We start from the raw sequence: 23,324 nt of genomic DNA on the forward strand, positions 1-23,324 counted from the left end.
GGCTTACTCTCCGCGCAGGGCTGACATCAGCCCTTTGAATTTGCTGTTAAGCAGGGTGAAGCTGGCCTGAAAATTCACCGAGTTCTCGGCGTAGGCCGATTGCTCCAGCTGGGCGTCGACGGTGTTCTGATCGATCGACGGCTGCATCGGCGTGCGATACAGCAGCGACTCGTCACCATTGCCCAGGCCTTGCGCTTCGATATGACGGCTGTTGGTCATGTTCAAGGCAAAGGTGCCGTTCTTGGTCTTGTCCTGCTGTGCGGCGAGCACGGCGGAGAAGTCCAAATCCCGAGCCTTGTAGTTCGGGGTGTCGGCGTTGGCAATGTTGTTGGCCAGGACTTCGGCACGTTGGGCGCGAAAGCCCAGGGCTTGTTCGTGGATACCGAGCGCTTTATCGAAGCTGATGCTCATGGCGGAAACCTTTAGGCTGACCTGCTTTTCGTATCTGGGTTATAGCAAGGCCCATGCCAATTCGCCGAAGGCCCGTATTACAAGGGTTTGCGCAAGGTTTGCCGGCGGCAATGCCAGAAAAGCGGCAATGGGCTTCCGCGTGGCGCCAGTAAAGCGGCAATGGCGGTTGCCGCTTTTACACCCGGCGGCAATCCTTCAACAGGCTGCCCCAATGCGCCAGATACCTTGACCGCTCGTCTGCACTGTCATTTCTGACAGTTGTTGCACCTACGTCTTTGCGTGCCTCATCGGGTGACCCCCCACATGCATAAAGCAGAGGCACACCATGCTGACTATTCCCCCCCTCAGATTCGTCCTGCAGGACAACGCGCTACCCATTCCAAACCTCTCGACCAGACTGCTGATCGGCAATGCGGTTGAATTGGTTTGCCCCTTTGCCGTCATGCAGGGTGATTTCGTCAACGCAAATTTGATCGGCGAAAGAGGCAGAACGTACAACCTGAGCTTTGAGGTGGAGAAAGACGAGGCCGAGCTCAACTTTTTGACTCACCGTTCAATCATTGTCGGTAAGTCAGGCACCAATGTTGTTTTAATATTACGCGTTCGACGTGGCAGCGACGTGTACTTTGCGCCGAACGCAACCGTGTCCATCGATGCCGGCGGCATCGTTGTGCCTGTTCCTGGCACAGTGTGGGATTTCGCCGATGGCACCTTCCAAGGCTGGGTACCTCCGACAATTTATGCAGGCGGGAAGCTGCACGTCGTCAACGGCAGCGTGGTCGTTGACCTGCCCAGCAGCCAGGTCACCGCCGCTCACATCATCACTCGACCCATATCGGTCTTCGCTGGGGTCACCTACGATTTCAGCTTTGATGCCCGTGGTGGTTCACCCGCTGGAGATGGCTCGACGCTGCAACTGAGGATTAACGGCAGCCCAATCGGCGCCTATGTACAAAACATAACCAACGCATCAACACAAACCGGAACCGGGACATTTACCGCAGCTAGAACAGAAACTGTGCATTTGGGTATTTTCAACGGGAGCATCCCCGGCAAGGACAATCTTCTCTTCCTGGGCAATATCCGAATGACACCCAGGCCCTAACCACCGCACGTAAAAAACTGACGCTTGGCGCACATAAAAAACGGGAAGCCTTTGCGGGGCTTCCCGTTTTTTATGCTCAAGCCGCCATTACTTGGCCTGATAAATGATCCCAGGGCTGCATTGCACCATCTGGTAATGGTCCGGGAGCCCGTTGAGCGCTTCGGACGCGCCAAGAAAAAGGTAGCCCCCGCGCTTGAGCGTACCGTGAATACGCAACAGGATGTCTTTCTTCACCTCTGCCGAGAAGTAGATCAACACATTGCGGCAGAACACCATGTCGAACTTGCCCAGGCTGGCATAGCTGTCGAGCAGGTTGAACGAGCGAAATTCCACCCGGCTCTTGATCGGCGCCTTGACCGCCCAGCGTCCTGCCCCTTTGGGGTCGAAGAAACGTTGCAAGCGTTCCTGGGACAAACCGCGGCCCAGGGCCAGGCTGTCGTACTCGCCGGTCTTGCAGTTGGTGAGCATGGTGCCGGACAGGTCGGTGGCGACAATTTGCGCACCGGCCTTCAATTGGCCCATGTTCGTACGCTCGAACTCATCGATGGACATCGAGATCGAGTACGGCTCCTGCCCCGACGAACAGGCGGCCGACCAAATACGCAAGCGCTGGCCCGGGCTGGCCTTGATGGCCTCCGGCAGCACTTTGTTCTTGAGCACTTCAAAGGGGTAGGTATCACGAAACCACAAGGTTTCGTTGGTGGTCATGGCATCTACCACCATTTCCTTAAGCCCACTGCGCGGCTGGCCCTGGATGCGCTGGACCAACTCGCCCAGCGACTTGATGCCCTGCTGCTCCATCAGTTTATTGAGACGGCTGGATACCAGGTACTGCTTGTTTTCACCGAGCAATATGCCACAGGCTTTTTCCAGGAAGACCCGGAACTGTTCGAAATCCAAATTACCCGTAGACAATGATACCGCCTCTTAAATCGTGTGACCGCCAGGAGGAAATCCCCCTAGCCGTGATCTGCTGCCTTGATCCGGTCGACTACCCGGGATGCCAGGTCATCAGGGCGGAATTTGGCCAGGAAGTCATCAGCACCGACCTTCTTGACCATCGCCTGATTGAATACGCCCGACAATGAAGTATGCAGGATGATATGCAATTTTTGCATGCGTGGATCGTTACGTATCTCGGCCGTGAGGGTATAGCCGTCCATTTCCGGCATTTCAATGTCGGAGATCATCATCAGGAACTCTTCTTCCGGCTTCTTGCCTTCGTCCACCAGCTTGCGCAGGTAATCCAGGGCTTGGCGACCATCGTTCAAGGCCACCACTTCCACGCCGACCGTTTGCAGGCAGCGGCTGACTTGCTTGCGCGCCACCGAGGAGTCATCCACCGTCAGCACACGCAGCGACACCGCCTTGTGTGCGGTTTCGGCGTCTACCACGCCAACCGAAATGGTTTCCGAGGTGGGTGCGACTTCGGCGAGGATCTTTTCCACGTCGATGATTTCGACCAACTGGTTGTCGACCCGCGTCACTGCCGTGAGGTAGTGATCGCGCCCGGTGCCCTTGGGCGGCGGATGGATCTCCTCCCAGTTCATATTGACGATGCGCTCCACCGAGCGCACCAGGAAACCCTGGGTCTTGGTGTTGTATTCGGTGATGATCACAAAGGGGCTTTCGCGGTCCTGCAACCCCGAGGAACCGGTGGCCATGGCCAGGTCGAGAATCGGGATGGTCGCGCCTCGGATATTCGCTACGCCGCAGACCACCGGGCTGGATTTAGGCAATATGGTCAGCTTGGGGCACTGCAGCACTTCCCGCACTTTAAACACATTGATGCCGTACAGCTGCTTGCCGTCCAGGCGGAAAAGCAACAGTTCCAGGCGATTCTGCCCTACCAGCTGTGTGCGCTGGTTTACTGAGTCCATTACTCCTGCCATGCCTTGACTCCTACGCTAAAACCTTTGGCTATACCTACAAGGGCAACGACGCTCACCCAACACTAAACGGCACGGGCTTTGCTATTTATTGGTCTATGAACCTTAAAACGACAGTTTTCCGACGCATCCCACGGTATCGCAGATTGCTCTGCGCAACGATGGCTTTGCTTGCCTTGGGCTCGGGCACCACGGCTCGCGCAGATAATGTCACCTTGCCTGATCTCCTTATCGGCGTCACCCAAGGCTTTCTTGAGTTCACTGTAGAAGATTATCTGGCGACCACCCAAACGCCGGGGCGTTACGAAATCCAGGTCAACCAACTGGACCCGCGCCTGCGCATGCCCATGTGCGACAAGGAATTGACGGCCAGCCTCGAAAGCCCGGCCCAGCCCATCGGCCGCGTGACGGTAAAAGTGCGCTGCGAGGGCGCCTCACCCTGGACCGTGTTTGTGCCGGCGCAGGTCAAACTGTTCCGCGATGTGGTTGTGGTCACACGCCCGCTCAAACGCACCGGCATCATTGGTTTTGAAGACGTGGCCCTGCGTGAACGCGACATCAGCCTGATCAATCAGGGCTACCTCACCGCTGTGGACCAAGCGATCGGGCAGAAACTGACCCGACCAATGGTCACCGACCAGGTCATTACGCTGGTGCATCTGGAACAGGCTGAGGTGATTCGCAAGGGCGACCAGGTGGTGATTTCCGCCAGTAGCGGCGGGCTGATGGTAAAAATGCCGGGGGAGGCGCTGTCCAACGGCGGGATGAGCGAGCAGATCCGGGTCAAGAACCTCAATTCCAACCGTGTGATCAAGGCGCAGGTGACCGCGCCGGGCCAGGTTGAGGTGGCGCTATAGAAGATCACCGCTGTGAGATCACTGGTGTGAAACGCCAGGTTTTCCTACACTGTGCGTGGGATGTCGACCTGTACAGGTTTATTGTCAATCGGGCCTAAAGTTTGTCCGGGTATGGCCGAAAACATGGCAAGCGTCCAAATACCCAGAGGTTTTTTTAACATGGTCATTGATTTCAGTCGTTTAAATAACACCCAGGCTTTGCCGGGCAATACGCGCACCAGCGGGGCAAAGGACGGCGTAGAAGCCAAGTCCCAGCCAGCACCTGCCGCCAAGGCAGAACAGGCCAGCGCCAGCCAGAGCGGGGAATCGGTACACCTGAGCAATGAGGCTCAACAGTTGCAGAAGGTCACTGACTCGCTGCGCGATCAACCGGTTGTCAATAAAGCCCGCGTGGCCGAATTGAAACAGGCAATCGCTGATGGCAGCTATAAGGTCGACAGCAACCGTGTAGCCAGCAAGCTGCTTAACTTCGAAGCCGAGCGCTAGGCAAAGGCCTGCGCAGGGCTTGTGGACGCTTAAAACCCAAGGCCAGCCATGCACCACGACGAACATTTGCTTGAACTGATCATTGATGATCTGGCGCCGACGCAACTTCTGCTCGAGCTGCTCAAAGAAGAATCCCTGGCCCTCTATGGCCGGGACATGCGCTTGCTGGAGGAAATCCTGGCGCGCAAACAGTCGCTGATCGTGCTGCTGGAGCAGCATGGCAAGAAGCGCAGCGAAATTCTCATCAGCCTGGGCCTGCCGGCTGATCATGATGGCCTGGCACAACTGGCCAGCCACTCCTCGGTAGGCGATCAGTTGCTGGCGCAGAGCACCGCACTCAATCAATTGCTGGCCCAGTGCCAGGAAGCCAACCTGCTCAACGGCCAGTCGATCCAGCTGCAGCAGGCTACGACCGCCAACCAGTTGCGCATACTCCACGGCGGAGAGCCTCCGGCGCTGTACAACGCCCAAGGGTCGACCTCGCGCCTGGTCAAGCCAAGCACCCGCAGCCAAGCCTGACACCGGTTTACAGCGCGCCCTATCCAAGGCGCGCTACATGCTGGCAAAATGCCGGTTCTTGCGTGTAGTCGTATTTTGTCTGGAGATGGAAGAACCGTGTTCAACGCCCTTAATGCGGAAGATGCTCCGCAGCCACCCAAGGTGCTCACCACGCCTCTGGAAATCGCCAGCACGTTGCGAATGCTGCAAGAAAGCCATGACCCGCTGATTATCACTTTCCATGAACGCAGCCAGCGGTTCCAAAGCTATCTGGTGGATATAGATCGGGACAGCAAAACGCTCGCCCTGGACGAAATGATCCCCCGCGACGGTGAACGCTACCTTGAGAATGGCGAACCGTTCCGCATTGAAGGCTTCCATGACGGTGTGCGTGTCGCCTGGGAAAGCAACGGCACACTGACCATCAGTGAAAAAGGCGGCCACCGCATCTACACCGGCAGCATGCCCGACGAGGTGGTCTACCATCAGCGTCGCAATGCCTTTCGGGCAGCGTTGAAGCTGGCCCAACTGGTAAGCATCGAGCTGGGTGGCGAAAAGCTCAAGGCACCGATCAGCGGCAAACTGCTGGACATCTCCGCCACCGGCTGCAAGCTGCGTTTTGAAGGCGACATTTCCGATCGCCTGCAGCTGGGCCAGGTCTATGACCGCTTTATCGCCGCCCTGCCCTTTGGCAGCATGACCACCTCGGTGGAGCTGCGTTACCTGCACGTCGAAGACAAGATCAACACCACCTTCGCCGGCGTGCGCTTCCATAACATGAGCGGCTTGGTTCAGCGCCAGGTTGAACGTTTTGTGTATCAGTTGCAGCGTGAAGCGCGGCGCTTTGACAAAGACGACGACCTTTAAGCCTTAAAGGCCGTTTTTGCTTTCAGGGGCGTGCCCTGCTCAAGTCGTGGGGATGCTCGTCCGGCCCCAGAGGCTCCGGCGGCCCTTCAAAAGCCGGTTCATCCGTGGGTTGTTGCGGGTCAGTTTCGATTTCAGGTTCCGGGTCGGGCACCACGCTCTGCATTTGCTCCTGCACCACCGCTTCATCCACCCGCGGGTCAAGGCAGGCCACCAGCGGCGAGCTGGACATGCTGTCGGGCATCGCCACGTGATGCAGCGGCGCATCGTCCACCTGATGCAGGTTAGTCACCGCCTTCGGCCGGATCCGCCACACCAGGACCAATGCACACAGGCTGAAAAAGGCGTACAGCATGTGGCTGCCGAACAGCTTCATCACCACACCCGCCAACAGCGGCCCGACACTCGCGCCGATGCCGTAGGTCACCAGCAACATGGCCGTCAGCGACACGCGGCGATCACCTTCCACATGGTCATTGGAGAACGCCACAGCCAACGGATACAGGCAGAACTGCACCAGCGAACACAGGAAGCCAGCCACAAACAGCACTTCCAGCGGCACTTGGGTCATCACGGCCAATGGCAACGCCGCCACCGCCAGGCACAAGGCAAAGCAGCGAATCAGCAAGGCACGATCATAGCGGTCCGACAACCAACCCAATGGCCACTGCACCAACAGACCGGCAAAGATGCAGCTACCCATGAACAGGCCGACCTGCTCGGTGCTCAAGCCTTGCTGCGAGGCATACAACGGCGCCAGGCCGTAGAACGAGCCAACGATCAGCCCCGCGCCCAGCACCGTACTCAGCGACTGCGGCACACGCTTGATAAAGAAGCGCGGCTCCATAGGCGCAGGGTGCAGAGGCGCCGGGTGAATGCGTCGGGTCATGGCCACCGGCACCAGGCACAAGGCAAAGCACAGCGCCACGAGCATGAGCAATTCGAGGCCAAGCTGCGGGTGCATGACCAGAATCAACTGACCCAATACCAGCCCAAGGTAGGAGGCGATCATATAGCCGCTGAATACCACGCCACGCTGCTTGGCGTCCGCCTGCTCATTGAGCCAGCTTTCGATAACCATGTACTGGCACATCATCCCCAGGCCCACGATCATCCGCAGCACAATCCAGGCCGGCAGCCAGTTGATGAGGCCGTGGCCCAACACCGCCGCGCCGACAATCCCGGCACAGGTGGCATACGCGCGAATATGCCCGACGCGGGCAATCAGGCGATGCCCGATCTTGCCGCCCAGCACCAGGCCGAAGTAGTTGGCCGCCATCAGCGCACCCACCCACAGGCTGTCGACGTGGTCGGCTGCCAGACGCAAGGCAAGGTAAGTGCTGAGCAGGCCGGACCCGATCAACATCATCAAGGAGGCGAAATAAAGGGCTCGAAAAGATTTCCAGATCTGGCGCATCGGCGTTCCGAGCGGCTCCTTGCAGTGAGGGACAGGGCTATCAGCATGATAGTCCGGGGTTGCCGGGAGCGGACAGACGCAGCGGGCCGTTTTCCGGGGAATATTTTGCTTAATCGTTCAGACGCTGCCTGGCCGCATGCAAGGTACATATGCAGCGTACAAAAGCGACGAGAAACACACTGCGCACCTGCTGTGAACCCTGACAGGCGGCAAGGTTCGACCGGTGTTGCAGGCACGCACAAAAAAGCCCTGCCAGGACAACCTGTGCAGGGCTTTTGAAGATGGTGTCCCAGGGCCGGTTCGAACGGCCAACCTTCCCCTTAGGAGGGTCAATTTAGACCCAACAGGCACAGCCACAATCCCAGAATTACTGGGCCTTTTAGTCCCATTGAGTCCGTGAACATCGAGCGGTATAGTGCTTTTTGCTGCCACCATGCTGTCACGGTCGAACCCTTGAAAACCAAAATCACTCAGAAGCTAATTGGCAGCCTAGCCGCCGAGGCGAAAGCATACCGCGTGCATGACACCGTGCAACCCGGTTTCTTCATTCGCGTACTGCCCAGCGGTCACAAGTCCTACATGGTCACTTGGGGCCGAAACAAGAACGCCACCCTCGGGCGTGTCGGCGTGCTTACTCTTGACCAAGCCCGAACCGAGGCCGCCCAGTACTTAGCCGATGCGCACGCCCATGGCGAGCCTCTGGCCATCGCCCAGGGCCGCAAGGGGTCAGCCCTGCCCTCGCTGCGCGACTTTATCGACGACACCTACATGCCGTGGTTCAAAGCCCATCACAAAGGCCATGAGAAGACGCAGCACACCCTCAGCAATAACTTCGACCCAATCATGGCCCAGCGCTTGGACGCGATCACCGGGCGAGACCTGGAGCTGATCCGCACAGGATGGATGCAGGCCGGCAACAAGCCCTCCACAGTCAACCGGAAAATGGGCTCTATCAGCGGAGTATTCAGCCGGGCGGTCGAGTGGGATTACATCGACGAGCATCCTCTGGCCAAGCTGAAACAGCTCAAAGTCGACTCAAAGGGGGTGATTCGCTACCTGGCTGCTGACGAGACCAAGCGTCTACGCGATGCCCTGGACGCTCGACAGGATGAAATGAGGGTCGAGCGCGAGAGTGCAAACACCTGGCGGACGGACCGCCACAGAGAGCCACTGCCAAGCCTCCTGCAACTGCCCTTCACCGATCACCTGAAGCCAATGGTGTTGATATCGTTGAATACCGGCATGAGGCGCGGAGAGCTGTTCGACCTGGAATGGTCAGCGGTGAACTTCAACACGAAGACAATCACAGTCGCCGGGGCCACCACCAAGACAAGCGATACGCGCCACATCCCGATGAACAAGGAAACCGTTGGTGTACTGGAAGCCTGGAAGAAGCAGGTGAGCAAGTCGGCGTATGTGTTCCCAGGTCAGGGCGGCGGTCGCTTTGAGGACGTCAAAAGCGCTTGGCTCAAGTTGCTTGAGCGGGCGCAGATCGACGGATTCCGCTGGCACGATATGCGGCACGACTTCGCTTCACGCCTGGTAATGGCTGGCGTACCGCTCAACACGGTACGGGATCTGCTGGGGCACGCCGATATCAAGATGACACTTCGATATGCCCACCTAGCCCCTGGAACAAAGGCGGCTGCAGTTGAGCTGATCTAACTGACGACTAGAACGGAATGTCATCGAACTCCACTACGGAGGGCGAATTTTTGTGTTCTTCGACGTGATTTTTTAACAGATCCCAATTAATCCGCAGCTTCCATTCGTTCAGGTGCTCCCGGTAATCAGTGGCATATCCAACCGTCCAAAAAAGCTTGGACAGTTTGATCGTGTCCCAGAGTCTCAGCTCGTCGTAGGTGAGCATCGTCGGGACTTCGTAGCACATATTGATGAACCTGGTCGCTTCATCTGTCGACCAGATCGAGTCGATAGCCTCAGTGATTTTTGTGGGGCCTTTTGAGCTATCGATAGCTTGCTGGCTCATCGCGTTAGAGATCGCCCACTCGATTACCGCGGTCAATGACCGCTTCTGCAATCGCCCCATCATGTCCAGAGCGAATTTGATTTTTGGGTCAATTCTGATCCCCACACTCACAGTGGTGCTCGTTTCGCCAACGCGCTTGCTCGTCTTAGTCGCCATACCCTTCCATCTGCTCTGATGAGGTCAGCCTAACTGACCTGATCACCACAGCTTGCGCGACGCGCAAAGTGCTGTCAATCCATGCGAGTACGAGACTGTTTAGCAATTGCTTGCAATGATAGTTTTATGCGTTGTAACCTAGCAAAACACGACGCCTTCTCTGGCTTCGTTTTTTGGGAGACAACCATGGAACAAGCACAACAAATGGCGCCGCTGTCTGTGAGCGTCGAAGAGTCTGCCCGCATTTTGGGTATCTCTCGCTCGGCGACCTACGAGCTTATCGCTCAAGGGGAAATCAAGACTTTCAAGATCGGCCGCCGGCGGCTGGCTTTGGCGTCCGAGCTGAAGGCTTTCATCGAGCGCGCGGCAAAGGTCGGCGCACGGTGAAGTACGAAAAGAATAGGGAGTGGAGATTGCGCAGGGTTGCGCGAGAGGTTGCTAAGGCGGTGCTCGAACACCGCCTTAGCGAAAACACACTGGATAGCACCAACGTGAAGGGCAAACTATGACACGTCATTCTTCCACTGAGCAAGACCGCAAGATGATGGAGGCCCTGCGACACGGGCCAGTATCGACCATCGAGGCCGCAAAGGAACTGGATATTGTCCAGCCGCCAAACACCATTCGGCGACTCAGGAAAAAGGGTCACGAAATCCGCACCTACTGGACGCATCAGTCCACTGAGCCAGGCCGGCCGCCACACCGCGTGGCCAAGTACATCCTGATGCGCGAAGCGTCGTAATCCGGAGACCGCAGGGGACGCCACGAAATTGCGGCGTCCCTTGCGCCTGCCTGCGAGCTGCTGGCGGGCTTCAGCCCGTCGTTTATCCAGCCGAACTACGCTGAGGTCGATTCAGTGGAATGCCTAGCCACAAAACTACTTAGCCGCGGCGACACGGTGAGCATTGAGCGTGGGCAGCTCGTCATTCAACCGGCGAGCGGCAAGCCCGTGCCGCCTGAGTGGATCAACACCAACCGGGCCAGGCTTTGCAGTAAAGCGCTTATTTCATTAGGCCTGGATGCTTTCGAGTACACGGATTATTCAACTGGTCACTATGGCAAAACCCGGAGCGCCGGTATCACGTTGCGGTTCGTCTCGCTAGTGAATGGGGAGTCTGTATACGCCGTTTTCAATGCAGACCTGACCCGTCAGCGGAACACGGCCGCAGCTAAGGCTGGCGCGCTGCTTCCCAAGGGACAATTCCGCATCGGCAAGCGGAGCCACTTCTACAAATTCTGGATGGGCACGGGCTTGCCGTTCCCTCGGCGCCTTTCAGCTATGCACGATTACATGGGGAAACTGCGTGGCGTCATGCTGACCGGATTGCTGACTGACGACCGTATTAACGCTGGCAGTTTGGCGCCTATCAGCCTGACTCCCGAGCAATTCAGAAAGGCAATTTTGCCGGACAAATTCCGGACAATATCCGGACAACTGCCGGACAACTTCCGGACAAGAGCCCCGGACAAGGAAAACGCTCCAGCACATGCAGTGCGCGGGTTACAGCCGATTTCAACTACGTGCGTTTCAAACCACGAAAACAAGTTAATAAGAAAGGACGAATACAAGACAGCTTCCATAACTGATTTACCTATTCCTAAGCCTCCTCAGGATCAGAGTGTTGACGAGTGGTTGGAGGCATACAGTTCGACCTGATCTGCTTTGCCGAGAAGGCACCAACCGCCAGCAAATGAAAAAAGGGCACCACCCTGTTTCGGGGTAGCGCCCTTGATGCTGCAAAGGTGTCGTTGTTTACCAGCCCTACTCCAACATCACCGCGCGGTATTGTTGATCGCCGCCTAGGTCATCTGAGCCGAACAGGGCTTGATTGACGGCCTTCCGACTCTCCAGCATCAGGTCGTGCTCATCATGTGTGCCGACGGCCGCCCCCACCCACTCTGGCAGCTCCTTGCGGCGACGCATCTCGTTCAAGTGCGTCCACCACCGGGTAGCGTGTGTGCGTTCGGCAGAAATCGCCTCGGCCACATCGTTGCTTCGCTGGTCCAGCAGGTAGTGAGGCAATGGCGGTGCCTTTTGCGCCTCCGCGTTCGCGTCATCCATCTCGTTTTCCATGCACTCGCACCACTGATAAATTTTCGTGGACCAGTCATTCGCCTCAAGAGTGCCGAGTTGGGCGAACGCGTTGCCGGTACTGTCTTCGGGGAAGTGCTGGAGCATCAGCGTGAAGATCGCGTGCATGTTGTCGAGCGCTGCCTGCGCCTCGTACAGGTCACTAATGGCAGTCTCGGCGATTGCCTTGTAGGAGCGGCTCATTGGTCACCCCCGGCGTCCAGCGCAGCACACCCAGCCAGCGCGGCCGTGATTTCCTCGCGGTTGCAGTCGGCGGTGTTGGCGCCCTCAGCGGCCAGGCTCCATGCAACGTCTAGCAAGTTACGAACGTGCTGGCTGGTGCCCTTATCCGCCAATGCGGCCCAGAGCACGGCCTCTACCTGGCGCAGTGCTATTTGGGCGCTTCCGAGATCCTCAAGCGTGTCATGGGCGACTTCTTGGATGGTGCGGGCCTGAGCGCTCACAGGACACCCCCTAAGCAGATCCCACGAAATGGGGCGGCGCCTGGCAAAACCTTGAAGCTGATGTCGCCCAGGATCTTCAACGGGGCCAGCTCAGTGAGCTTGATATTGGCCGGCAGCGCCATGGTGGCGATAATCTGGCCGCGCGCATCCAGAATTTGGATGGTATTCTGTTTAAATTGCATGACGTGTACCTTCAAGTGGCGTCGTGTGATCGCCAGGCCGCTGTTAGCGCAGCGGCTTGGCACCTCTTTTGAGATGGCCCAAATCTGGACCATCGATTCAATCGGCTACGGTTTAAGCCGATCGACATACGGGAGTTTCCCGCATCTACTGCCTACCGGTCTCGCTGATCCAGCCTGCCGCCCAGCTCAAGGGGTCTTTCGACTCCATCGGCTTGAGTGGCTTACCGTCGCGCGCTGCTTGCTTGCCTTCCTCCTCCGTTTCAGTGTGAACCCAGACCGTGGTTTGCCTGAAGCCCAATTCGCGTTGCCGCTCCTTGTAGATCCTTTGGCGCTCAGCCGCCGATAGCGGCCGCTTCGATTCGTCGTCCCTCATTGCTGTCTCCGTTAGCAGTCACGATAGATCAATAATGCGCCATCGTTAGCAGTCACGCAATAGAGGGACGCAAAATATTTGCTGCCCCCAAATCTGGGGGATCTGCCTGGCCGAGATATCACGGGTTTGCGTGGCGACTACCGACGAATTATCGGTGGTTTCGCGAGAGGGTCGTAAAAGGATTTGGTCTACCACCGCCGGTGGAATACCTCACAACTCCCTGCACCGGAGGAAGTTACAAGCGCATCTGCCTGATCACCTGGCGCGGATCGGCACCGGCGGATATTGCCGATATGGCGTCCTTGGTCAGTTGATCCAGGGCCTGCTGTTCGAACCCCTCGGCCATTGAGGCAGCCTTGCGCACGATCAGCAGCGCCAGTTCTGGCGGGAATGTGGTCTTGGATGGGTCGGGCAGGTAATCGCAATCGATGACTGACATAGGGGCTCCGGGAGATGTCCTGAGTTTTGAGGATATCTCCCGAAAGCAGGCAAAACACCTGAAAAGTCCCGCTCCCCCAGTGAAATATCGCGATGTGTGACGTTTTGGTCTCGGTGAGACGTTTTGGTCTCACTGATCGCTAAGTTTTTAATTTATTGGATTATGAAGCCTACATAGCAAGGCTGATACTCAGCTCAGAGCTTCACCCTACTTGTCAGGGCCCTCCGCCACGCTTTTGAGGTACCCGTCGACTACATCCCAGGTTGATATGAATAGTTGCGCTCGAGTTGCATCTGAAGCGTTTGCCACTTCACCGTGCCTCAATGGGTCAGCTGCATCCTTGATCATATAAAGCGTTGCCTCATCGCAGGATGAAGCCTCTCGGAACTTCGCCCACCTCACAGACTTGCTTGATTGACTTATACCGTGCACGGAGGCGCAATGATGAAACAACGACTCGATCGCTCGATAGCAGTAAAACCCGGTATCGTCAGCATGCTTCATCGCGAAACATAAGTCCGTGAAACACCGATGGAGGAACATCCCATTAGGGCCATAGGACTTTCTTTCCAAGGCTGCCAATGCCGTCTGCAAGTCAAAGTCGTGTTTCCGACCTGCTAAACAGGGAATGTCGATCCCAAAAACATGATCGATTCCCCTCCCAGGGTGCAGGACACGAGTGATCTCGACGTCATATGCGTAGCCGAGCAAGTAGCCAACCATTGAAATCTGGTTCTGCACACCCGTCTTAACCATGTTTCGTAGATCAAAAATATCCCAATCGTAACCCTCACTCGTCACCCATACAGCGAGCTGATTGCATAAAACGCTAATGTGAATGGATCCTGTGACTCCAGAACTCATGTGCGAAAACGTGTGGGAATTTTGCAGCGTCAACTGGGCTCGCTCGGGTAAAATCACTCCAGAAAAAAGGTAAGTATCCATTACTCTCGATCCGCAATCGTGACTGAATCTTTCAATCTATCACCACTTGATCGCGATAACTCTCACACTGTTATCTAACGTTAGACGGCGCCTGACAGCAGGCTGAAGCAGGCGCGATCCAATTGTGAACATCGCTCACCTTTGAGCCATGGGGTGGTAAAGCGCCACCTCATGCAATTCTGTCCTGGGGCCAGAGTTGAGCCTGGCTAATCCACTCCCCCCCCCCAAGGCAGGAAATCCTGCTTTCACAAATACCCGTAATCAGGGGTATTACCCCGCCGGGGGAAGATCGGTCCAAATGTGGACGCATCAAATCCGCGCCACGTTTTCACATCTCGCAAAACGTGGCGCGGAAACCTGACATACCGAAACGGTAGGTCAGCCCTCCTCGCTTCATCCTCAATCTGAGATCGGACTGAGCCGAAAACTCGGCTATGTATCACTTTGCCTACCTCCGACTTACTGCAACAAAAATACCCTCTTCGATCCCCTGTAAATCAACTATTTCAGTCCCGTTTAATCCGGTTGCGTGTAGCACATAGAGTGCACCTAAAAAGCACTGGATAAATGATCAGATCATGCCTAATGTGAGTTTTTGAGCCACTCAAAACCCCATTCGAGGCAGCATCTATGAACACAGCTAAGCCCGCCCGAGGACGCCAGCACAAACCAACTCGTTCCGAAGTTGCTGCCGCCTGGGGCCGCCTTCGCGAAGCCGCTGCCGACGGAAGCGTTCAAGCATCCGCCCTGCTGATAGCACTCGCTGAAAACAAACCGGTCATCGCCATGGAATCGCCCACCGCATGACTGATCGCGATAAAGCCGGCAAATGGAAGCCGGGGCAGTCAGGTAATCCCGGTGGTCGTTCCGGCCAGACGCAAGAGCTGCGCGCCCGACTCGCGGAAGGTGCAGACGCCGTGACAAAGAAAGTTCTGACAGCGGCCAAGAAGGGCGATATGCAGGCTTGCCGACTGATCCTTGAACGCCTGGTACCGCCAATCAAGCCAACTGCCGAGACAGTGTGCTTCGAACTCGACGACACCGACCTACCCAGCGCAGCCAAATCAATTCTTCGCGCAGTTGCCGCCGGCGAGCTACCGCCCGACCAGGGCAAGGCATTGATCGAAGGGCTAGGCGCTGTTGCCCGGGTCATCGAAGTTGCCGAGTTACAGAAGGCCGTCGAAGAGCTCCGCGAACAGATGGAGGGAATGCGGCAATGAGCATTAAGTGGATGCGCGCCGAGCTCAAGCGAATTGCAGAAAAGATCGGCGCCGAAGACGAAGAAACAGTGCTCGTTATGTTGACGGTGGTGGACTGCAGGCTTGACGCGGTTGAGGAGGAGATGGACTACCCCAGGACAGTGGGCCACTCCTTCAACTATCCCGTCCTCGGCGTACAGACGGTCATGCACTTCCCACTGTGCACCATGAACAGCTATGACGCGGCCAATCTGGCAGAGGCGTTCATTCTCCACGTCCGCGCAATTGAAAGCCTCTGCCGTCCCGCTCCGGTAGGTGTGATGGATATGCGGCCATTCCCAAGTTCGGGTGCCTGGATCTTCCCACCGCTGGCTGATGGGCAAGACATCAAAGACCACGTCGCAGAACAGTACCAACTGATCATCGAGGCCCGCCATGAACATCCGTAGCCAGGTGGCCAAGCTGCGTCAGCAATCCGGGCTCACTCAATTCAATCGTGACGTGCGAGAGATCAGCGCCCTTATGGACGAGTTGCACGAAGCAGCAGCCGGCGGTGGCGCCCGAGAAAACGTGTCCCTACTCCAAATCCTGAGCGAATCCTCAGACCAAAAACCGGCCGCCCCACGGCCAGACAATCAAAAGGCAAATCCATGAAAATCGGAAAACGATCCGTCCTCAAAGTTGGCTTGGCCAACCTCCATTACTCCGAATACGAGCACTCCCAGGTAGAGGCAAGAACATTCAATATTCAGCGACCAGATGGCACCAAGGGCACTTGGCAGGCAGGTGGCTTGCTGAAGTCTGTTCGCCATTTGCAGGGTTTGTCGCTAGAGGCGTTCAAGGACCTCGGCGAAGAAATTCTCTCGATTCGCGAGAACAAGGACCTCAACGCCGCAGCCATTGAGCGCAAGGGCAAGGAGCAGATTGATGGAATCATCCCCGCCCTGATGCCTGCAATGGAGAAGGCGGCAAAAGATATGCTCACGTTGGCCCAAACAGTGGCCAGCGGATTTGCAGCGGTCACGCCTCGCGCTAGCTCGGACGTTGTTGGTTTCCTGGCTGATCAGGAGCTACGAGCCATCGTGCGAGGCCTCAAGCCGGAAGAGCGTCAGCGATTAGTCGCTGAGGCGCGCGCAGGCAGTCACCCTGACGTTGTAGAGGCGGTGCTCAGGGCAAACCCAATGCTCTCCGGGCTATCGTCAGAGGCGGCTGACAGCCTTTCGCGCGCAGGAATTGCCGCGTCGCGCGCCGAAGACATTGATGGACTCAAGCAGATGCTAGCGATCTACGATGACGTGCTAGCCACCGCCTCCAATGCCGGTGTTGCACTGAGCGGTATGGTCGCCAATTCGAATGGGTACACCGGTCGCTTTGAGAAGTGGCGATCGGGCTGCGAAGGCTCCGAAGCACTTCGCGAATGGCTTGCGAAAATGCCCACTCGCACCACCGCAAAAGCGTCTCCTGATCAATCCGAAGCGGCCTAACCGCTAACCATGGCGCTACGCGGGTTTGGTAGCGCCATACGAGGTAACTAAATGTCCACAACCTTCCGCTCCTTGGGCATCGAGGTAGATACATCGCAAGCCGTCAATGCGGCTGGCGACTTGGATAAATTGGTTGAGTCGGCAGAGGGCGCCCAGAAAGCGATAGTCGATCTGGGTAAAGCCAGCGACGGCCTGGCCAACACTGGCAAGCAGATCACTCAAGCTGAAAGTGAGGTAGCACAGGGCGTCGACAAGTCCGCTGCCGCGATAGATCGCAGATCCGGTGCAAGCCGCAAAGCAGCCGACAGCGCGGTCGCTGAAATCAACGTGATCGCCCAGCTTGATCGAGCCATGACGGGCAATATCGCCAGTATGGAATCGCTGATGCAGGCTGAGGGCTTGCTTGAGCGCGCCAAGAAAGGCGGACTGGTCACGTCTGAGGAGCAGGTCAAGTATCAGGAGCAGTTGGGCAAAGCGTTCGACAAAATCGAGAAGGCGGAAGCCAAGGAAACAGCCCAAAAGCAGCGCCTGATTGATGCAGAAAACCGACAGATTGAGGCGCTAAAGCGCACAGTTAACGGCATAGACCCGGTCACCGCGAAGCTGGCAAAGCTGGAAGCCCAAGAAAATGCTGCACACGAAGCGTTCCGCGTTGGGGCGATCGATATTAACGCCTACAACGCCGCCCTGGCCAAGGTCGGAAAAGATCGAGCGGGCGTTACCGAAGTAGGTGGCGTCTTCGACAAGCTGAAGCTGGGTACTCGCCAGGCCCAGGAAAACGTAATGCAGCTCGGTAACGCGCTTCAGTCTGGAGACTGGGGTAGCGGTGCGCGGGCCATCGCACAGATTGGCGTGGGTGCGGGCGCATCCATGAGCAGTATGCTAGCCCTCGCCGCGCCGATCGGCATTGTCACCGCCGCTATAGGCGGGATGGCATACGCTTACTACCAGGGCAGCGAAGAAACGGATGCCTTTAACAAGGCGCTTATCCTCACCGGTAACTACGCAGGTACAAGCGCCGGACAATTGAGCGATATGTCGCGCCAGGTGGCGGCCACAGTAGGCACTACCGGGCAGGCGGCGGACGTGCTGGCCACCCTCGCCGGTACCGGCAAGCTCGCCAGCGGCAGTTTCGTGGAGATCGCCGAGGCTGCCCTATCCATGGAAAAGGCCACCGGCAAATCGATAGAGACGACGGTAGCTGAGTTCGTGAAGATCGCCGATGACCCGGTGGCCGCTGCTAAATCGCTGAATGAGCAATATCATTTTTTGACAGCATCCACGTACGCGCAAATCGTCTCCCTGAAAGAGCAAGGCAATGAGATCGGCGCGACAAAGCTGCTGACCGATACCTACGCCGACACCGTGCAAACCAGATCGCGCCAGGTGATCGAAAACCTCAACCTTTGGGAGCGGGCCTGGCTTGGCATCAAGAATGCCGCTAGTGGTGCGCTGAGCGGAATCAGCGAGGCGGGCCGCACGAAGAGCTTTGATGACCAGATCAAGGAACTGCGCGCCACCCTCACCGGCTCAGAGGCGTTTGATGTTGGTGGCGTGAGAATGAACGCCAAGGAAGTTAGCCCGAAGGTGCGTGCGGAAACAGAGGCGCAAATTCGCTTCCTTGAGCTGCAGCGCGATGCAGATAATCAGCGCATCAAGTTCCTGGATGATCGGGGCAAGGCTGAGCAAGCGGCAATTGTCGCCGGAGAAAAGGTTGACTCGCTCACCAAGTCCGCGTGGACGAACGAGCAGAAACGGACGAACGAGCTAAAAGAGTACAAAAAGCAACTCGACGATATTCGCGCGGTCGCGCCGAACGATCCTCGCCTGGCTCAGGCAGTGGTCGACAAAAACATCACCAACATCAACGACAAGTACAAAGACCCCAAGGCCGCCAGCTCTCAAGTCGACCTGACCAGCTTCAACAATGCCAAAAACAACCTTTCCGATATCGTCAATGAATACCGAAACGCCCAGAAGGAGCTGGAAGCCCAGCAGAAGGCTGGTGTGGTTTCGCTGTCGGACTATGCTAAGCAAAGGTCGGCCCTGATCAACCAGGAAAAGGATGATGTTACCGCGGCGTACCAGGCCGAGATTGATGCCCTCGAGGCAGCGAAAGGTAAGAAGTCCACAACGGCGGCGCAGAGCATCCAGATCGACCAAAAGATCGCCGACGCACGGCAGGGGATGGTCAAGGCGCAAAAGGATGCAGACAGCCAGCTGACTGTCATTGCAACGAACGAGAAAGGCCGCCTGGAGCAGCTGACGGCCGCCTCGGAGGCGTACGTCTACCAGCTGGAACGCCAGCGAGCCGCACTGGAAGCCGCTGGCTCCCGCGCAGCAAACGGGCTGGGGCTGGGCGACCGGCAAGCGGCACTGCAATCAAGCCTCGACGCAACCACGGACAAGTTCAACGACGAGCGCGCCAAGCTGCTGGATCGCCGCAAGACCGCGCCTGACAAGTACAGCAAGGACGATTACGAGCGGGACCTGGCCAGCCTGGAAGATGCGGAAAGGAAGTACCGCGACACGGTGGTTGGTAACTACGACGAGATGTCGAAGGCCCAAGGTGATTGGCGTAGCGGAGCGACCTCGGCCTTTGAAAACTACCTTGAGTCTGCCAGGGATATGTCCGGGCAAGCAAAGTCGCTTGTGACGGGCGCGTTTGGCGAGATGGAAGACTCTCTGGTCGATTTTGCCCTGACTGGCAAACTTTCTTTTGCCGACCTCACCAAGTCGATCATTGCAGATATGGCGCGCATCGCCGCTCGCCAGGCAGCATCCAGCATTTTCTCGAGCATAGCGGGCGCGTGGGGCGGCGGCGGCACCAGTTTCGGCTCAAGCATCGGGAGCGCCATCACGGCCAACGCCAAGGGCGGCGTTTATGATTCGCCGAGCCTGTCGAGTTTCAGCAACCAGGTGCACGACAAGCCGCAGATGTTCGCGTTCGCCAAGGGCGCGGGCATCTTCGCCGAGGCGGGGCCGGAGGCGATCATGCCGCTGACCAGATCGACAGATGGGAGTCTCGGCGTACGCGCCCTGGGCGCTCCACCAGTGGCGGCCGGCGGCAATACCGAGTCAAAGATGGAGATCACCATCAACATCAATCGTAACGGTCAAGCCGACGCGACAGCAGATACCGCGATGGGCCAAAAGCTGGCTCCGCAGTTCCTCAATCTGATCCGGGCAGAGATCGCAGCAAATGAACGCAGAACGTTGAGCCCCAGCGGTGGCGCGACGTGGCGAGTAATCAACGGGAGATAATCATGGGTATTGAATATGATAAACCGCGGCTCGCTGGCATCATCAGCGACGCCATAACCAATCACTTCCTGGAGATGATTCCACAGAGCCCCAATGCCGAGGAAGTCAGAAAGATTCTTGAAGAGGCTATAGAGGTTGTAGTGCGGACCACGGCAGTTCTACACGACGACTTCGAATCGAGGCCGGCTGAGTTGCTGGCAGAAGGCCGTCAGCACTCTAAAGGGAATGCTGACCGTTATCTCAAGATCATCCTAAGCCCGGGAAGCAAGGCGTGGAGCCCGAGCTCGCCCTGACCCGCCACCGTGTCGAAAACAACACAGTGTGTTGAAACCTACACACTGTGGCGTTTCCACCACTCGCCGGCGATGGCTCTGATCTGAGCCATCCAAGATGCGCTCAGTTTTGAGCACATCTAATGCGAGAAAAGTTGCTCACATCGACCTTGCAGGGCTAGATGCCCAGCTTTCTTGAGATGTTATTCAGCATCGCTGTAGTGTTAGCAAACTCTGTCACGCCAACCACGCCGCCGCATTTTGCGCATTGGACGAAATTCATTCTGAAGTTCGACCCAGCTATTTTTGCTTCCTTAATCTCAAATGCAGTGCCGTCGCATTTAATGCATCTCGACTGTGCCATTGAGCTATCTCCTTGTTGTAGCGCCTATGTGAAATAGGAAGGTATCAGATAGCCATCTTTATGGGTATGCCTATCCAGATACAGGCTTATTTTGCCTTTCTCGGGCTTTTCTCTTGATAAGTAACACCCAAAGTGCAACAGTATTAGTAGAACGCCCTAACTGATACAGGCACCCACCATGTTCATCCGCGCATACCTCCGAGCCTCCACCGAAGAGCAAGACGCCGGCCGCGCCCGCGCCTCGCTTGAGCAGTTCGCCAGCGACCATAACAAGGTCATCGCCAGCGTGTACCTAGAGAACGCCAGCGGCGCCACCGCCGACCGGCCGGAGCTGCTGCGCCTGCTGAAAGATGCGCGCAAGGGTGACGTCCTGCTGGTGGAATCGATAGACCGTCTATCCCGTCTCCCGGTGGAGGACTGGCAAAAGCTCAAGGCCGCGATCGACTCCAAGGGCCTGCGCATCGTCGCGCTCGACCTGCCGACCAGCCACCAGGGAATGCAGGACACCAAGGGCGACGAGTTCACCGGGCGGATGCTTGGGGCCATCAACTCGATGCTGGTGGAAATGATGGCGGCGATCGCGCGCAAGGATTACGAGCAGCGCCGCGACCGGCAGGCCCAGGGCATCGAAAAGGCCAAGGCCGCCGGCAAGTACCAGGGGCGCCCGGTGGACGCCGATCTGCACAAGCGCGTGACCGAGCTGCTCGGTGCTGGCCTGGGCATACGCGCGACGGCCCGGCACGCCAACTGCTCGACCACCACCGTGCTGAGGATCAGGGACCTGGCATCAACCTGAGATTCCTTGCAACACTTCCTCGATGGGCACTGATCTGGGTCTATTGAAGGCTGAGCCATCAAAGTGCTAGCGTCAGATCGACTGCGTCGGAGTGATGACGCGGTAGGCGATGTCTAGGGCGGTTGATTGACTACCGGCCTACACCTCAAGAGGGCAAGGTCTTGCCTGCGATGGATAACGAAGGAAAGTAATCATGGGTCTTGAGTACAGGGACATGGATGTGGATGTCCGCGCAAATATGGTCCAAGAAGTAGCATTCGATCTAGATAAAGGGACTATCTACACGAGCCCACGGCTGAACGAAGAAGGTAGCCGGCTATGGCCAGACACCCTCAAAGAAGCAGCGGGAAACCACTCCGATGTGTGGTTAGCGGGTCAAATCCGAGAGCAAAGATTGCTCAAAAGCCATGAAAATCGAGCTAAGCCGAGCGGCGGATTTACCCAAGCACAAATCCCAGTTACAGCTCCAGATACCCTTGCAGAAGGTGAGTTCAACCGATTCTATATTAGGGGGTTGTGCCTGAAGGCGCTGGCTGAAGACATCCCTTACCTCATTGCTTACCGAGCGCGCCCGTCTGCAAACCCCCGCGCAGAGTCTGAGGCGATAATCGGCAAAAAATTTGATCCGCAACAGTTACTGGACGATCTGCGTGCAACGACCGGTATCGACACCGTTTTGGGCCTGCCTCCCGGGCCGAACTCTGGACTATCAGTAACCATCCCTTAGTTACCGGTCACAAAAAAAAGCCCCGATCAGGAACAACCGATCGGGGCTTTCTTTTGCCTGTTGCTGCCACCCTGCTGTCACCAAAGTTCTGGTGGAACGCAATAAATGGCTACAGGCCTTGAATTATATGGTGTCCCAGGGCCGGTTCGAACGGCCAACCTTCCCCTTAGGAGGGGGATGCTCTATCCAATTGAGCTACTGGGACAAATGACAGCCATCGGGCACGGGGCACAGCGACGGACGGCGTGCATGTTAACGGCCAAGGTGGGTTTTGTCATGTCGTCCGTGGGCTTTTTGAGTGTAGGCCGATCCTTGTTCGACCGAGGCCCGCGTTGCCCCGCAGCCACGGGGCCTGGATGCTGTCGTGCAAAATGCATTACCCCAAAATGCCATCATTGCAAATTGCAACACGACGCCGCTTTAAAGTAGACTCAAGTCATTGATTTTAATGAAATAATAGATTGGCACGGGACCTGCAATACTTCTCCTACAAACCCATCCAGCCACGGCGTTTAGCGGAGAACATGACCATGAACAGTGCCCTTCTGTTAGCCCTCAACACCATAGCCTTGGCTGCACTGGTGATGTTTCATTTCCAATCCACCGGCAGTAATGATCCTGCGCAACTTAGCCAGGCCGTGCCGCACCATCTGCAACAACGCCCGCAATTGGCGGTGATGACGCCCAACGCGCAATCGCCGGTACGCCTGACCCAAGGCACCCAGACTGCACCGGCATCCGAACATTGGGTTTTCTAAGGACGCCATTCATGAGCAAATCCGCCTGGCTGTTTTTGTGCCTGACTGTCGCCACTGGCCTCCTTGGCCTGGGCGCCACCTCCGAAGATGGACAAACTGCTGCAATGGTCGCAGCCGGCGTGTTCACGAGCCTGCTTGTGCTGACGCTTTTCATGGGCCGCAAAATCAAATTCGACCCCGTTTTGCGGTAATCTCTGCGCCACCTCCCTCCCTCGACCTTATGTCGCCCCACCCTAGCAAATCGGCAAATTGCCACTAGTCTTAAAGATAAGGGCAAAAGGCCACTTTGCTTTAGGATATGCGGCCTCAATCC

The 23,324-nt window shown here is 57.0% G+C and carries 29 protein-coding genes and 1 tRNA gene; 19 read left to right on the top strand and 11 right to left on the bottom strand.

Annotated elements, in window-relative coordinates:
- Positions 1-3 precede the first annotated feature (3 nt).
- Positions 4-411: a flagellar basal body rod protein FlgB gene (flgB, locus tag AOA62_RS06660; RefSeq protein ID WP_003214246.1), complete on the bottom strand. Its 408-nt coding sequence runs from the start codon at positions 409-411 to the stop codon at positions 4-6.
- Between the two features lie 325 nt (positions 412-736).
- Between flgB and AOA62_RS06665 the strand changes: the two genes are divergently transcribed.
- Positions 737-1,516, top strand: coding sequence for a hypothetical protein (locus AOA62_RS06665; RefSeq protein WP_099548172.1), 780 nt, complete (start codon positions 737-739; stop codon positions 1,514-1,516).
- A gap of 87 nt (positions 1,517-1,603) precedes the next feature.
- Here the strand turns inward: AOA62_RS06665 and cheR are convergent, their stop codons facing one another.
- Both cheR and AOA62_RS06675 read right to left on the bottom strand, forming a co-directional pair.
- The gene (gene cheR, locus AOA62_RS06670; RefSeq protein WP_017138387.1) at positions 1,604-2,431 is read right to left on the bottom strand and encodes a protein-glutamate O-methyltransferase CheR; all 828 of its coding nucleotides are present in this window, start codon (positions 2,429-2,431) and stop codon (positions 1,604-1,606) included.
- A 44-nt stretch (positions 2,432-2,475) separates the two neighbouring features.
- Positions 2,476-3,408, bottom strand: coding sequence for a chemotaxis protein CheV (locus tag AOA62_RS06675; RefSeq protein ID WP_017138388.1), 933 nt, complete (start codon positions 3,406-3,408; stop codon positions 2,476-2,478).
- A 95-nt stretch (positions 3,409-3,503) separates the two neighbouring features.
- On the opposite strand from AOA62_RS06675, the gene flgA reads away from it, so the two are divergent.
- The 4 genes from flgA (at position 3,504) to AOA62_RS06695 (ending at position 6,113) form a co-directional block, all read left to right on the top strand.
- A complete protein-coding gene (gene flgA / locus AOA62_RS06680) occupies positions 3,504-4,262 on the top strand; it encodes a flagellar basal body P-ring formation chaperone FlgA (protein WP_026013793.1) in 759 nt (252 codons plus the stop codon).
- 159 nt (positions 4,263-4,421) lie between these two features.
- Positions 4,422-4,748, top strand: a complete 327-nt coding sequence (gene flgM, locus AOA62_RS06685) for a flagellar biosynthesis anti-sigma factor FlgM (protein WP_017138390.1) — start codon at positions 4,422-4,424, stop codon at positions 4,746-4,748.
- Positions 4,749-4,796: 48 nt separating this feature from the next.
- Complete coding sequence (locus AOA62_RS06690) at positions 4,797-5,267, top strand: flagella synthesis protein FlgN (RefSeq protein ID WP_017138391.1); 471 nt, start codon at positions 4,797-4,799, stop codon at positions 5,265-5,267.
- Between the two features lie 96 nt (positions 5,268-5,363).
- The gene (locus AOA62_RS06695; RefSeq protein ID WP_017138392.1) at positions 5,364-6,113 is read left to right on the top strand and encodes a flagellar brake protein; all 750 of its coding nucleotides are present in this window, start codon (positions 5,364-5,366) and stop codon (positions 6,111-6,113) included.
- 22 nt (positions 6,114-6,135) lie between these two features.
- On the opposite strand, the gene AOA62_RS06700 is transcribed toward AOA62_RS06695, so the two are convergent.
- The gene (locus AOA62_RS06700) at positions 6,136-7,527 is read right to left on the bottom strand and encodes an MFS transporter (RefSeq protein WP_099548173.1); all 1,392 of its coding nucleotides are present in this window, start codon (positions 7,525-7,527) and stop codon (positions 6,136-6,138) included.
- A gap of 453 nt (positions 7,528-7,980) precedes the next feature.
- On the opposite strand from AOA62_RS06700, the gene AOA62_RS06705 reads away from it, so the two are divergent.
- Complete coding sequence (locus tag AOA62_RS06705; protein ID WP_026067397.1) at positions 7,981-9,192, top strand: site-specific integrase; 1,212 nt, start codon at positions 7,981-7,983, stop codon at positions 9,190-9,192.
- A 7-nt stretch (positions 9,193-9,199) separates the two neighbouring features.
- Here the strand turns inward: AOA62_RS06705 and AOA62_RS06710 are convergent, their stop codons facing one another.
- Positions 9,200-9,673 (bottom strand): hypothetical protein, encoded by a 474-nt coding sequence (locus AOA62_RS06710; protein ID WP_099548175.1) that lies wholly within the window; start codon positions 9,671-9,673, stop codon positions 9,200-9,202.
- Between the two features lie 186 nt (positions 9,674-9,859).
- On the opposite strand from AOA62_RS06710, the gene AOA62_RS06715 reads away from it, so the two are divergent.
- The 3 genes from AOA62_RS06715 to AOA62_RS06725 all read left to right on the top strand — a co-directional run bounded on the left by AOA62_RS06715 (position 9,860) and on the right by AOA62_RS06725 (position 11,330).
- Complete coding sequence (locus AOA62_RS06715) at positions 9,860-10,060, top strand: helix-turn-helix domain-containing protein (protein WP_099548203.1); 201 nt, start codon at positions 9,860-9,862, stop codon at positions 10,058-10,060.
- A 118-nt stretch (positions 10,061-10,178) separates the two neighbouring features.
- Positions 10,179-10,415 (top strand): helix-turn-helix domain-containing protein, encoded by a 237-nt coding sequence (locus tag AOA62_RS06720; RefSeq protein ID WP_099548176.1) that lies wholly within the window; start codon positions 10,179-10,181, stop codon positions 10,413-10,415.
- Between the two features lie 156 nt (positions 10,416-10,571).
- Positions 10,572-11,330 (top strand): hypothetical protein, encoded by a 759-nt coding sequence (locus tag AOA62_RS06725; RefSeq protein WP_256592304.1) that lies wholly within the window; start codon positions 10,572-10,574, stop codon positions 11,328-11,330.
- A gap of 105 nt (positions 11,331-11,435) precedes the next feature.
- Here AOA62_RS06725 and AOA62_RS06730 read toward each other — a convergent pair whose 3' ends face one another.
- From AOA62_RS06730 to AOA62_RS06750, 5 genes are all read right to left on the bottom strand, one after another.
- On the bottom strand, positions 11,436-11,948 hold the full coding sequence (locus AOA62_RS06730; protein WP_099548178.1) for a hypothetical protein: 513 nt from the start codon (positions 11,946-11,948) through the stop codon (positions 11,436-11,438).
- Positions 11,945-12,208 (bottom strand): hypothetical protein, encoded by a 264-nt coding sequence (locus AOA62_RS06735; protein WP_099548179.1) that lies wholly within the window; start codon positions 12,206-12,208, stop codon positions 11,945-11,947. The genes AOA62_RS06730 and AOA62_RS06735 overlap by 4 nt, the downstream gene beginning before the upstream one ends.
- On the bottom strand, positions 12,205-12,390 hold the full coding sequence (locus AOA62_RS06740) for a hypothetical protein (RefSeq protein ID WP_099548204.1): 186 nt from the start codon (positions 12,388-12,390) through the stop codon (positions 12,205-12,207). The genes AOA62_RS06735 and AOA62_RS06740 overlap by 4 nt, the downstream gene beginning before the upstream one ends.
- A 145-nt stretch (positions 12,391-12,535) precedes the next feature.
- Positions 12,536-12,763, bottom strand: coding sequence for a hypothetical protein (locus AOA62_RS06745; protein ID WP_099548180.1), 228 nt, complete (start codon positions 12,761-12,763; stop codon positions 12,536-12,538).
- Between the two features lie 235 nt (positions 12,764-12,998).
- Positions 12,999-13,202 carry a hypothetical protein gene (locus tag AOA62_RS06750; RefSeq protein ID WP_099548181.1) on the bottom strand — a complete coding sequence of 68 codons (204 nt, stop codon included), beginning with the start codon at positions 13,200-13,202 and terminating at the stop codon, positions 12,999-13,001.
- Between the two features lie 1,748 nt (positions 13,203-14,950).
- Here AOA62_RS06750 and AOA62_RS06760 point away from each other — a divergent pair.
- From AOA62_RS06760 to AOA62_RS06800, 8 genes are all read left to right on the top strand, one after another.
- Entirely contained in the window at positions 14,951-15,367 is a 417-nt protein-coding gene (locus tag AOA62_RS06760) for a DUF5681 domain-containing protein (protein ID WP_017138405.1), read from the top strand.
- Entirely contained in the window at positions 15,364-15,795 is a 432-nt protein-coding gene (locus tag AOA62_RS06765) for a hypothetical protein (protein WP_099548183.1), read from the top strand. The genes AOA62_RS06760 and AOA62_RS06765 overlap by 4 nt, the downstream gene beginning before the upstream one ends.
- On the top strand, positions 15,782-16,000 hold the full coding sequence (locus tag AOA62_RS06770; protein WP_099548184.1) for a hypothetical protein: 219 nt from the start codon (positions 15,782-15,784) through the stop codon (positions 15,998-16,000). The genes AOA62_RS06765 and AOA62_RS06770 overlap by 14 nt, the downstream gene beginning before the upstream one ends.
- Entirely contained in the window at positions 15,997-16,830 is an 834-nt protein-coding gene (locus AOA62_RS06775; RefSeq protein WP_099548185.1) for a hypothetical protein, read from the top strand. Before AOA62_RS06770 ends, AOA62_RS06775 begins: the two co-directional genes overlap by 4 nt.
- Before the next feature lie 51 nt (positions 16,831-16,881).
- Positions 16,882-20,094: a phage tail tape measure protein gene (locus tag AOA62_RS06780; RefSeq protein WP_099548186.1), complete on the top strand. Its 3,213-nt coding sequence runs from the start codon at positions 16,882-16,884 to the stop codon at positions 20,092-20,094.
- Positions 20,095-20,096: 2 nt separating this feature from the next.
- Positions 20,097-20,387, top strand: a complete 291-nt coding sequence (locus tag AOA62_RS06785) for a hypothetical protein (protein ID WP_099548187.1) — start codon at positions 20,097-20,099, stop codon at positions 20,385-20,387.
- Positions 20,388-20,908: 521 nt separating this feature from the next.
- Entirely contained in the window at positions 20,909-21,526 is a 618-nt protein-coding gene (locus tag AOA62_RS06795) for a recombinase family protein (RefSeq protein WP_099548189.1), read from the top strand.
- Between the two features lie 193 nt (positions 21,527-21,719).
- Positions 21,720-22,253 carry a hypothetical protein gene (locus AOA62_RS06800; protein WP_099548190.1) on the top strand — a complete coding sequence of 178 codons (534 nt, stop codon included), beginning with the start codon at positions 21,720-21,722 and terminating at the stop codon, positions 22,251-22,253.
- A gap of 128 nt (positions 22,254-22,381) precedes the next feature.
- On the opposite strand, the gene AOA62_RS06805 is transcribed toward AOA62_RS06800, so the two are convergent.
- Positions 22,382-22,458 (bottom strand) — tRNA-Arg (locus AOA62_RS06805).
- 325 nt (positions 22,459-22,783) lie between these two features.
- Between AOA62_RS06805 and AOA62_RS06810 the strand changes: the two genes are divergently transcribed.
- Both AOA62_RS06810 and AOA62_RS06815 read left to right on the top strand, forming a co-directional pair.
- Positions 22,784-23,011: a hypothetical protein gene (locus AOA62_RS06810; RefSeq protein ID WP_099548206.1), complete on the top strand. Its 228-nt coding sequence runs from the start codon at positions 22,784-22,786 to the stop codon at positions 23,009-23,011.
- 11 nt (positions 23,012-23,022) lie between these two features.
- Entirely contained in the window at positions 23,023-23,202 is a 180-nt protein-coding gene (locus tag AOA62_RS06815) for a PA3371 family protein (protein WP_017138414.1), read from the top strand.
- Positions 23,203-23,324: the final 122 nt, after the last annotated feature.

The sequence above is a fragment of the Pseudomonas sp. 2995-3 genome, assembly GCF_002742565.1.
Lineage (GTDB): Bacteria > Pseudomonadota > Gammaproteobacteria > Pseudomonadales > Pseudomonadaceae > Aquipseudomonas > Aquipseudomonas edaphica.

What these genes read in the sequence shown, in the direction of transcription:
- AOA62_RS06720 (WP_099548176.1), top strand. Translation starts at nt 10,179, where the DNA reads ATGACACGTCATTCTTCCACTGAGCAAGACCGCAAGATGATGGAGGCC.
- flgA (WP_026013793.1), top strand. Translation starts at nt 3,504, where the DNA reads ATGAACCTTAAAACGACAGTTTTCCGACGCATCCCACGGTATCGCAGA.
- AOA62_RS06675 (WP_017138388.1), bottom strand. Translation starts at nt 3,408, where the DNA reads ATGGCAGGAGTAATGGACTCAGTAAACCAGCGCACACAGCTGGTAGGG.
- AOA62_RS06730 (WP_099548178.1), bottom strand. Translation starts at nt 11,948, where the DNA reads ATGAGCCGCTCCTACAAGGCAATCGCCGAGACTGCCATTAGTGACCTG.
- AOA62_RS06795 (WP_099548189.1), top strand. Translation starts at nt 20,909, where the DNA reads ATGTTCATCCGCGCATACCTCCGAGCCTCCACCGAAGAGCAAGACGCC.
- AOA62_RS06750 (WP_099548181.1), bottom strand. Translation starts at nt 13,202, where the DNA reads ATGTCAGTCATCGATTGCGATTACCTGCCCGACCCATCCAAGACCACA.
- AOA62_RS06815 (WP_017138414.1), top strand. Translation starts at nt 23,023, where the DNA reads ATGAGCAAATCCGCCTGGCTGTTTTTGTGCCTGACTGTCGCCACTGGC.
- flgM (WP_017138390.1), top strand. Translation starts at nt 4,422, where the DNA reads ATGGTCATTGATTTCAGTCGTTTAAATAACACCCAGGCTTTGCCGGGC.
- AOA62_RS06690 (WP_017138391.1), top strand. Translation starts at nt 4,797, where the DNA reads ATGCACCACGACGAACATTTGCTTGAACTGATCATTGATGATCTGGCG.
- AOA62_RS06780 (WP_099548186.1), top strand. Translation starts at nt 16,882, where the DNA reads ATGTCCACAACCTTCCGCTCCTTGGGCATCGAGGTAGATACATCGCAA.
- AOA62_RS06775 (WP_099548185.1), top strand. Translation starts at nt 15,997, where the DNA reads ATGAAAATCGGAAAACGATCCGTCCTCAAAGTTGGCTTGGCCAACCTC.
- flgB (WP_003214246.1), bottom strand. Translation starts at nt 411, where the DNA reads ATGAGCATCAGCTTCGATAAAGCGCTCGGTATCCACGAACAAGCCCTG.
- AOA62_RS06715 (WP_099548203.1), top strand. Translation starts at nt 9,860, where the DNA reads ATGGAACAAGCACAACAAATGGCGCCGCTGTCTGTGAGCGTCGAAGAG.
- AOA62_RS06760 (WP_017138405.1), top strand. Translation starts at nt 14,951, where the DNA reads ATGACTGATCGCGATAAAGCCGGCAAATGGAAGCCGGGGCAGTCAGGT.
- AOA62_RS06810 (WP_099548206.1), top strand. Translation starts at nt 22,784, where the DNA reads ATGAACAGTGCCCTTCTGTTAGCCCTCAACACCATAGCCTTGGCTGCA.
- AOA62_RS06745 (WP_099548180.1), bottom strand. Translation starts at nt 12,763, where the DNA reads ATGAGGGACGACGAATCGAAGCGGCCGCTATCGGCGGCTGAGCGCCAA.
- AOA62_RS06785 (WP_099548187.1), top strand. Translation starts at nt 20,097, where the DNA reads ATGGGTATTGAATATGATAAACCGCGGCTCGCTGGCATCATCAGCGAC.
- AOA62_RS06740 (WP_099548204.1), bottom strand. Translation starts at nt 12,390, where the DNA reads ATGCAATTTAAACAGAATACCATCCAAATTCTGGATGCGCGCGGCCAG.
- AOA62_RS06765 (WP_099548183.1), top strand. Translation starts at nt 15,364, where the DNA reads ATGAGCATTAAGTGGATGCGCGCCGAGCTCAAGCGAATTGCAGAAAAG.
- AOA62_RS06665 (WP_099548172.1), top strand. Translation starts at nt 737, where the DNA reads ATGCTGACTATTCCCCCCCTCAGATTCGTCCTGCAGGACAACGCGCTA.
- AOA62_RS06770 (WP_099548184.1), top strand. Translation starts at nt 15,782, where the DNA reads ATGAACATCCGTAGCCAGGTGGCCAAGCTGCGTCAGCAATCCGGGCTC.
- AOA62_RS06700 (WP_099548173.1), bottom strand. Translation starts at nt 7,527, where the DNA reads ATGCGCCAGATCTGGAAATCTTTTCGAGCCCTTTATTTCGCCTCCTTG.
- AOA62_RS06710 (WP_099548175.1), bottom strand. Translation starts at nt 9,673, where the DNA reads ATGGCGACTAAGACGAGCAAGCGCGTTGGCGAAACGAGCACCACTGTG.
- AOA62_RS06800 (WP_099548190.1), top strand. Translation starts at nt 21,720, where the DNA reads ATGGGTCTTGAGTACAGGGACATGGATGTGGATGTCCGCGCAAATATG.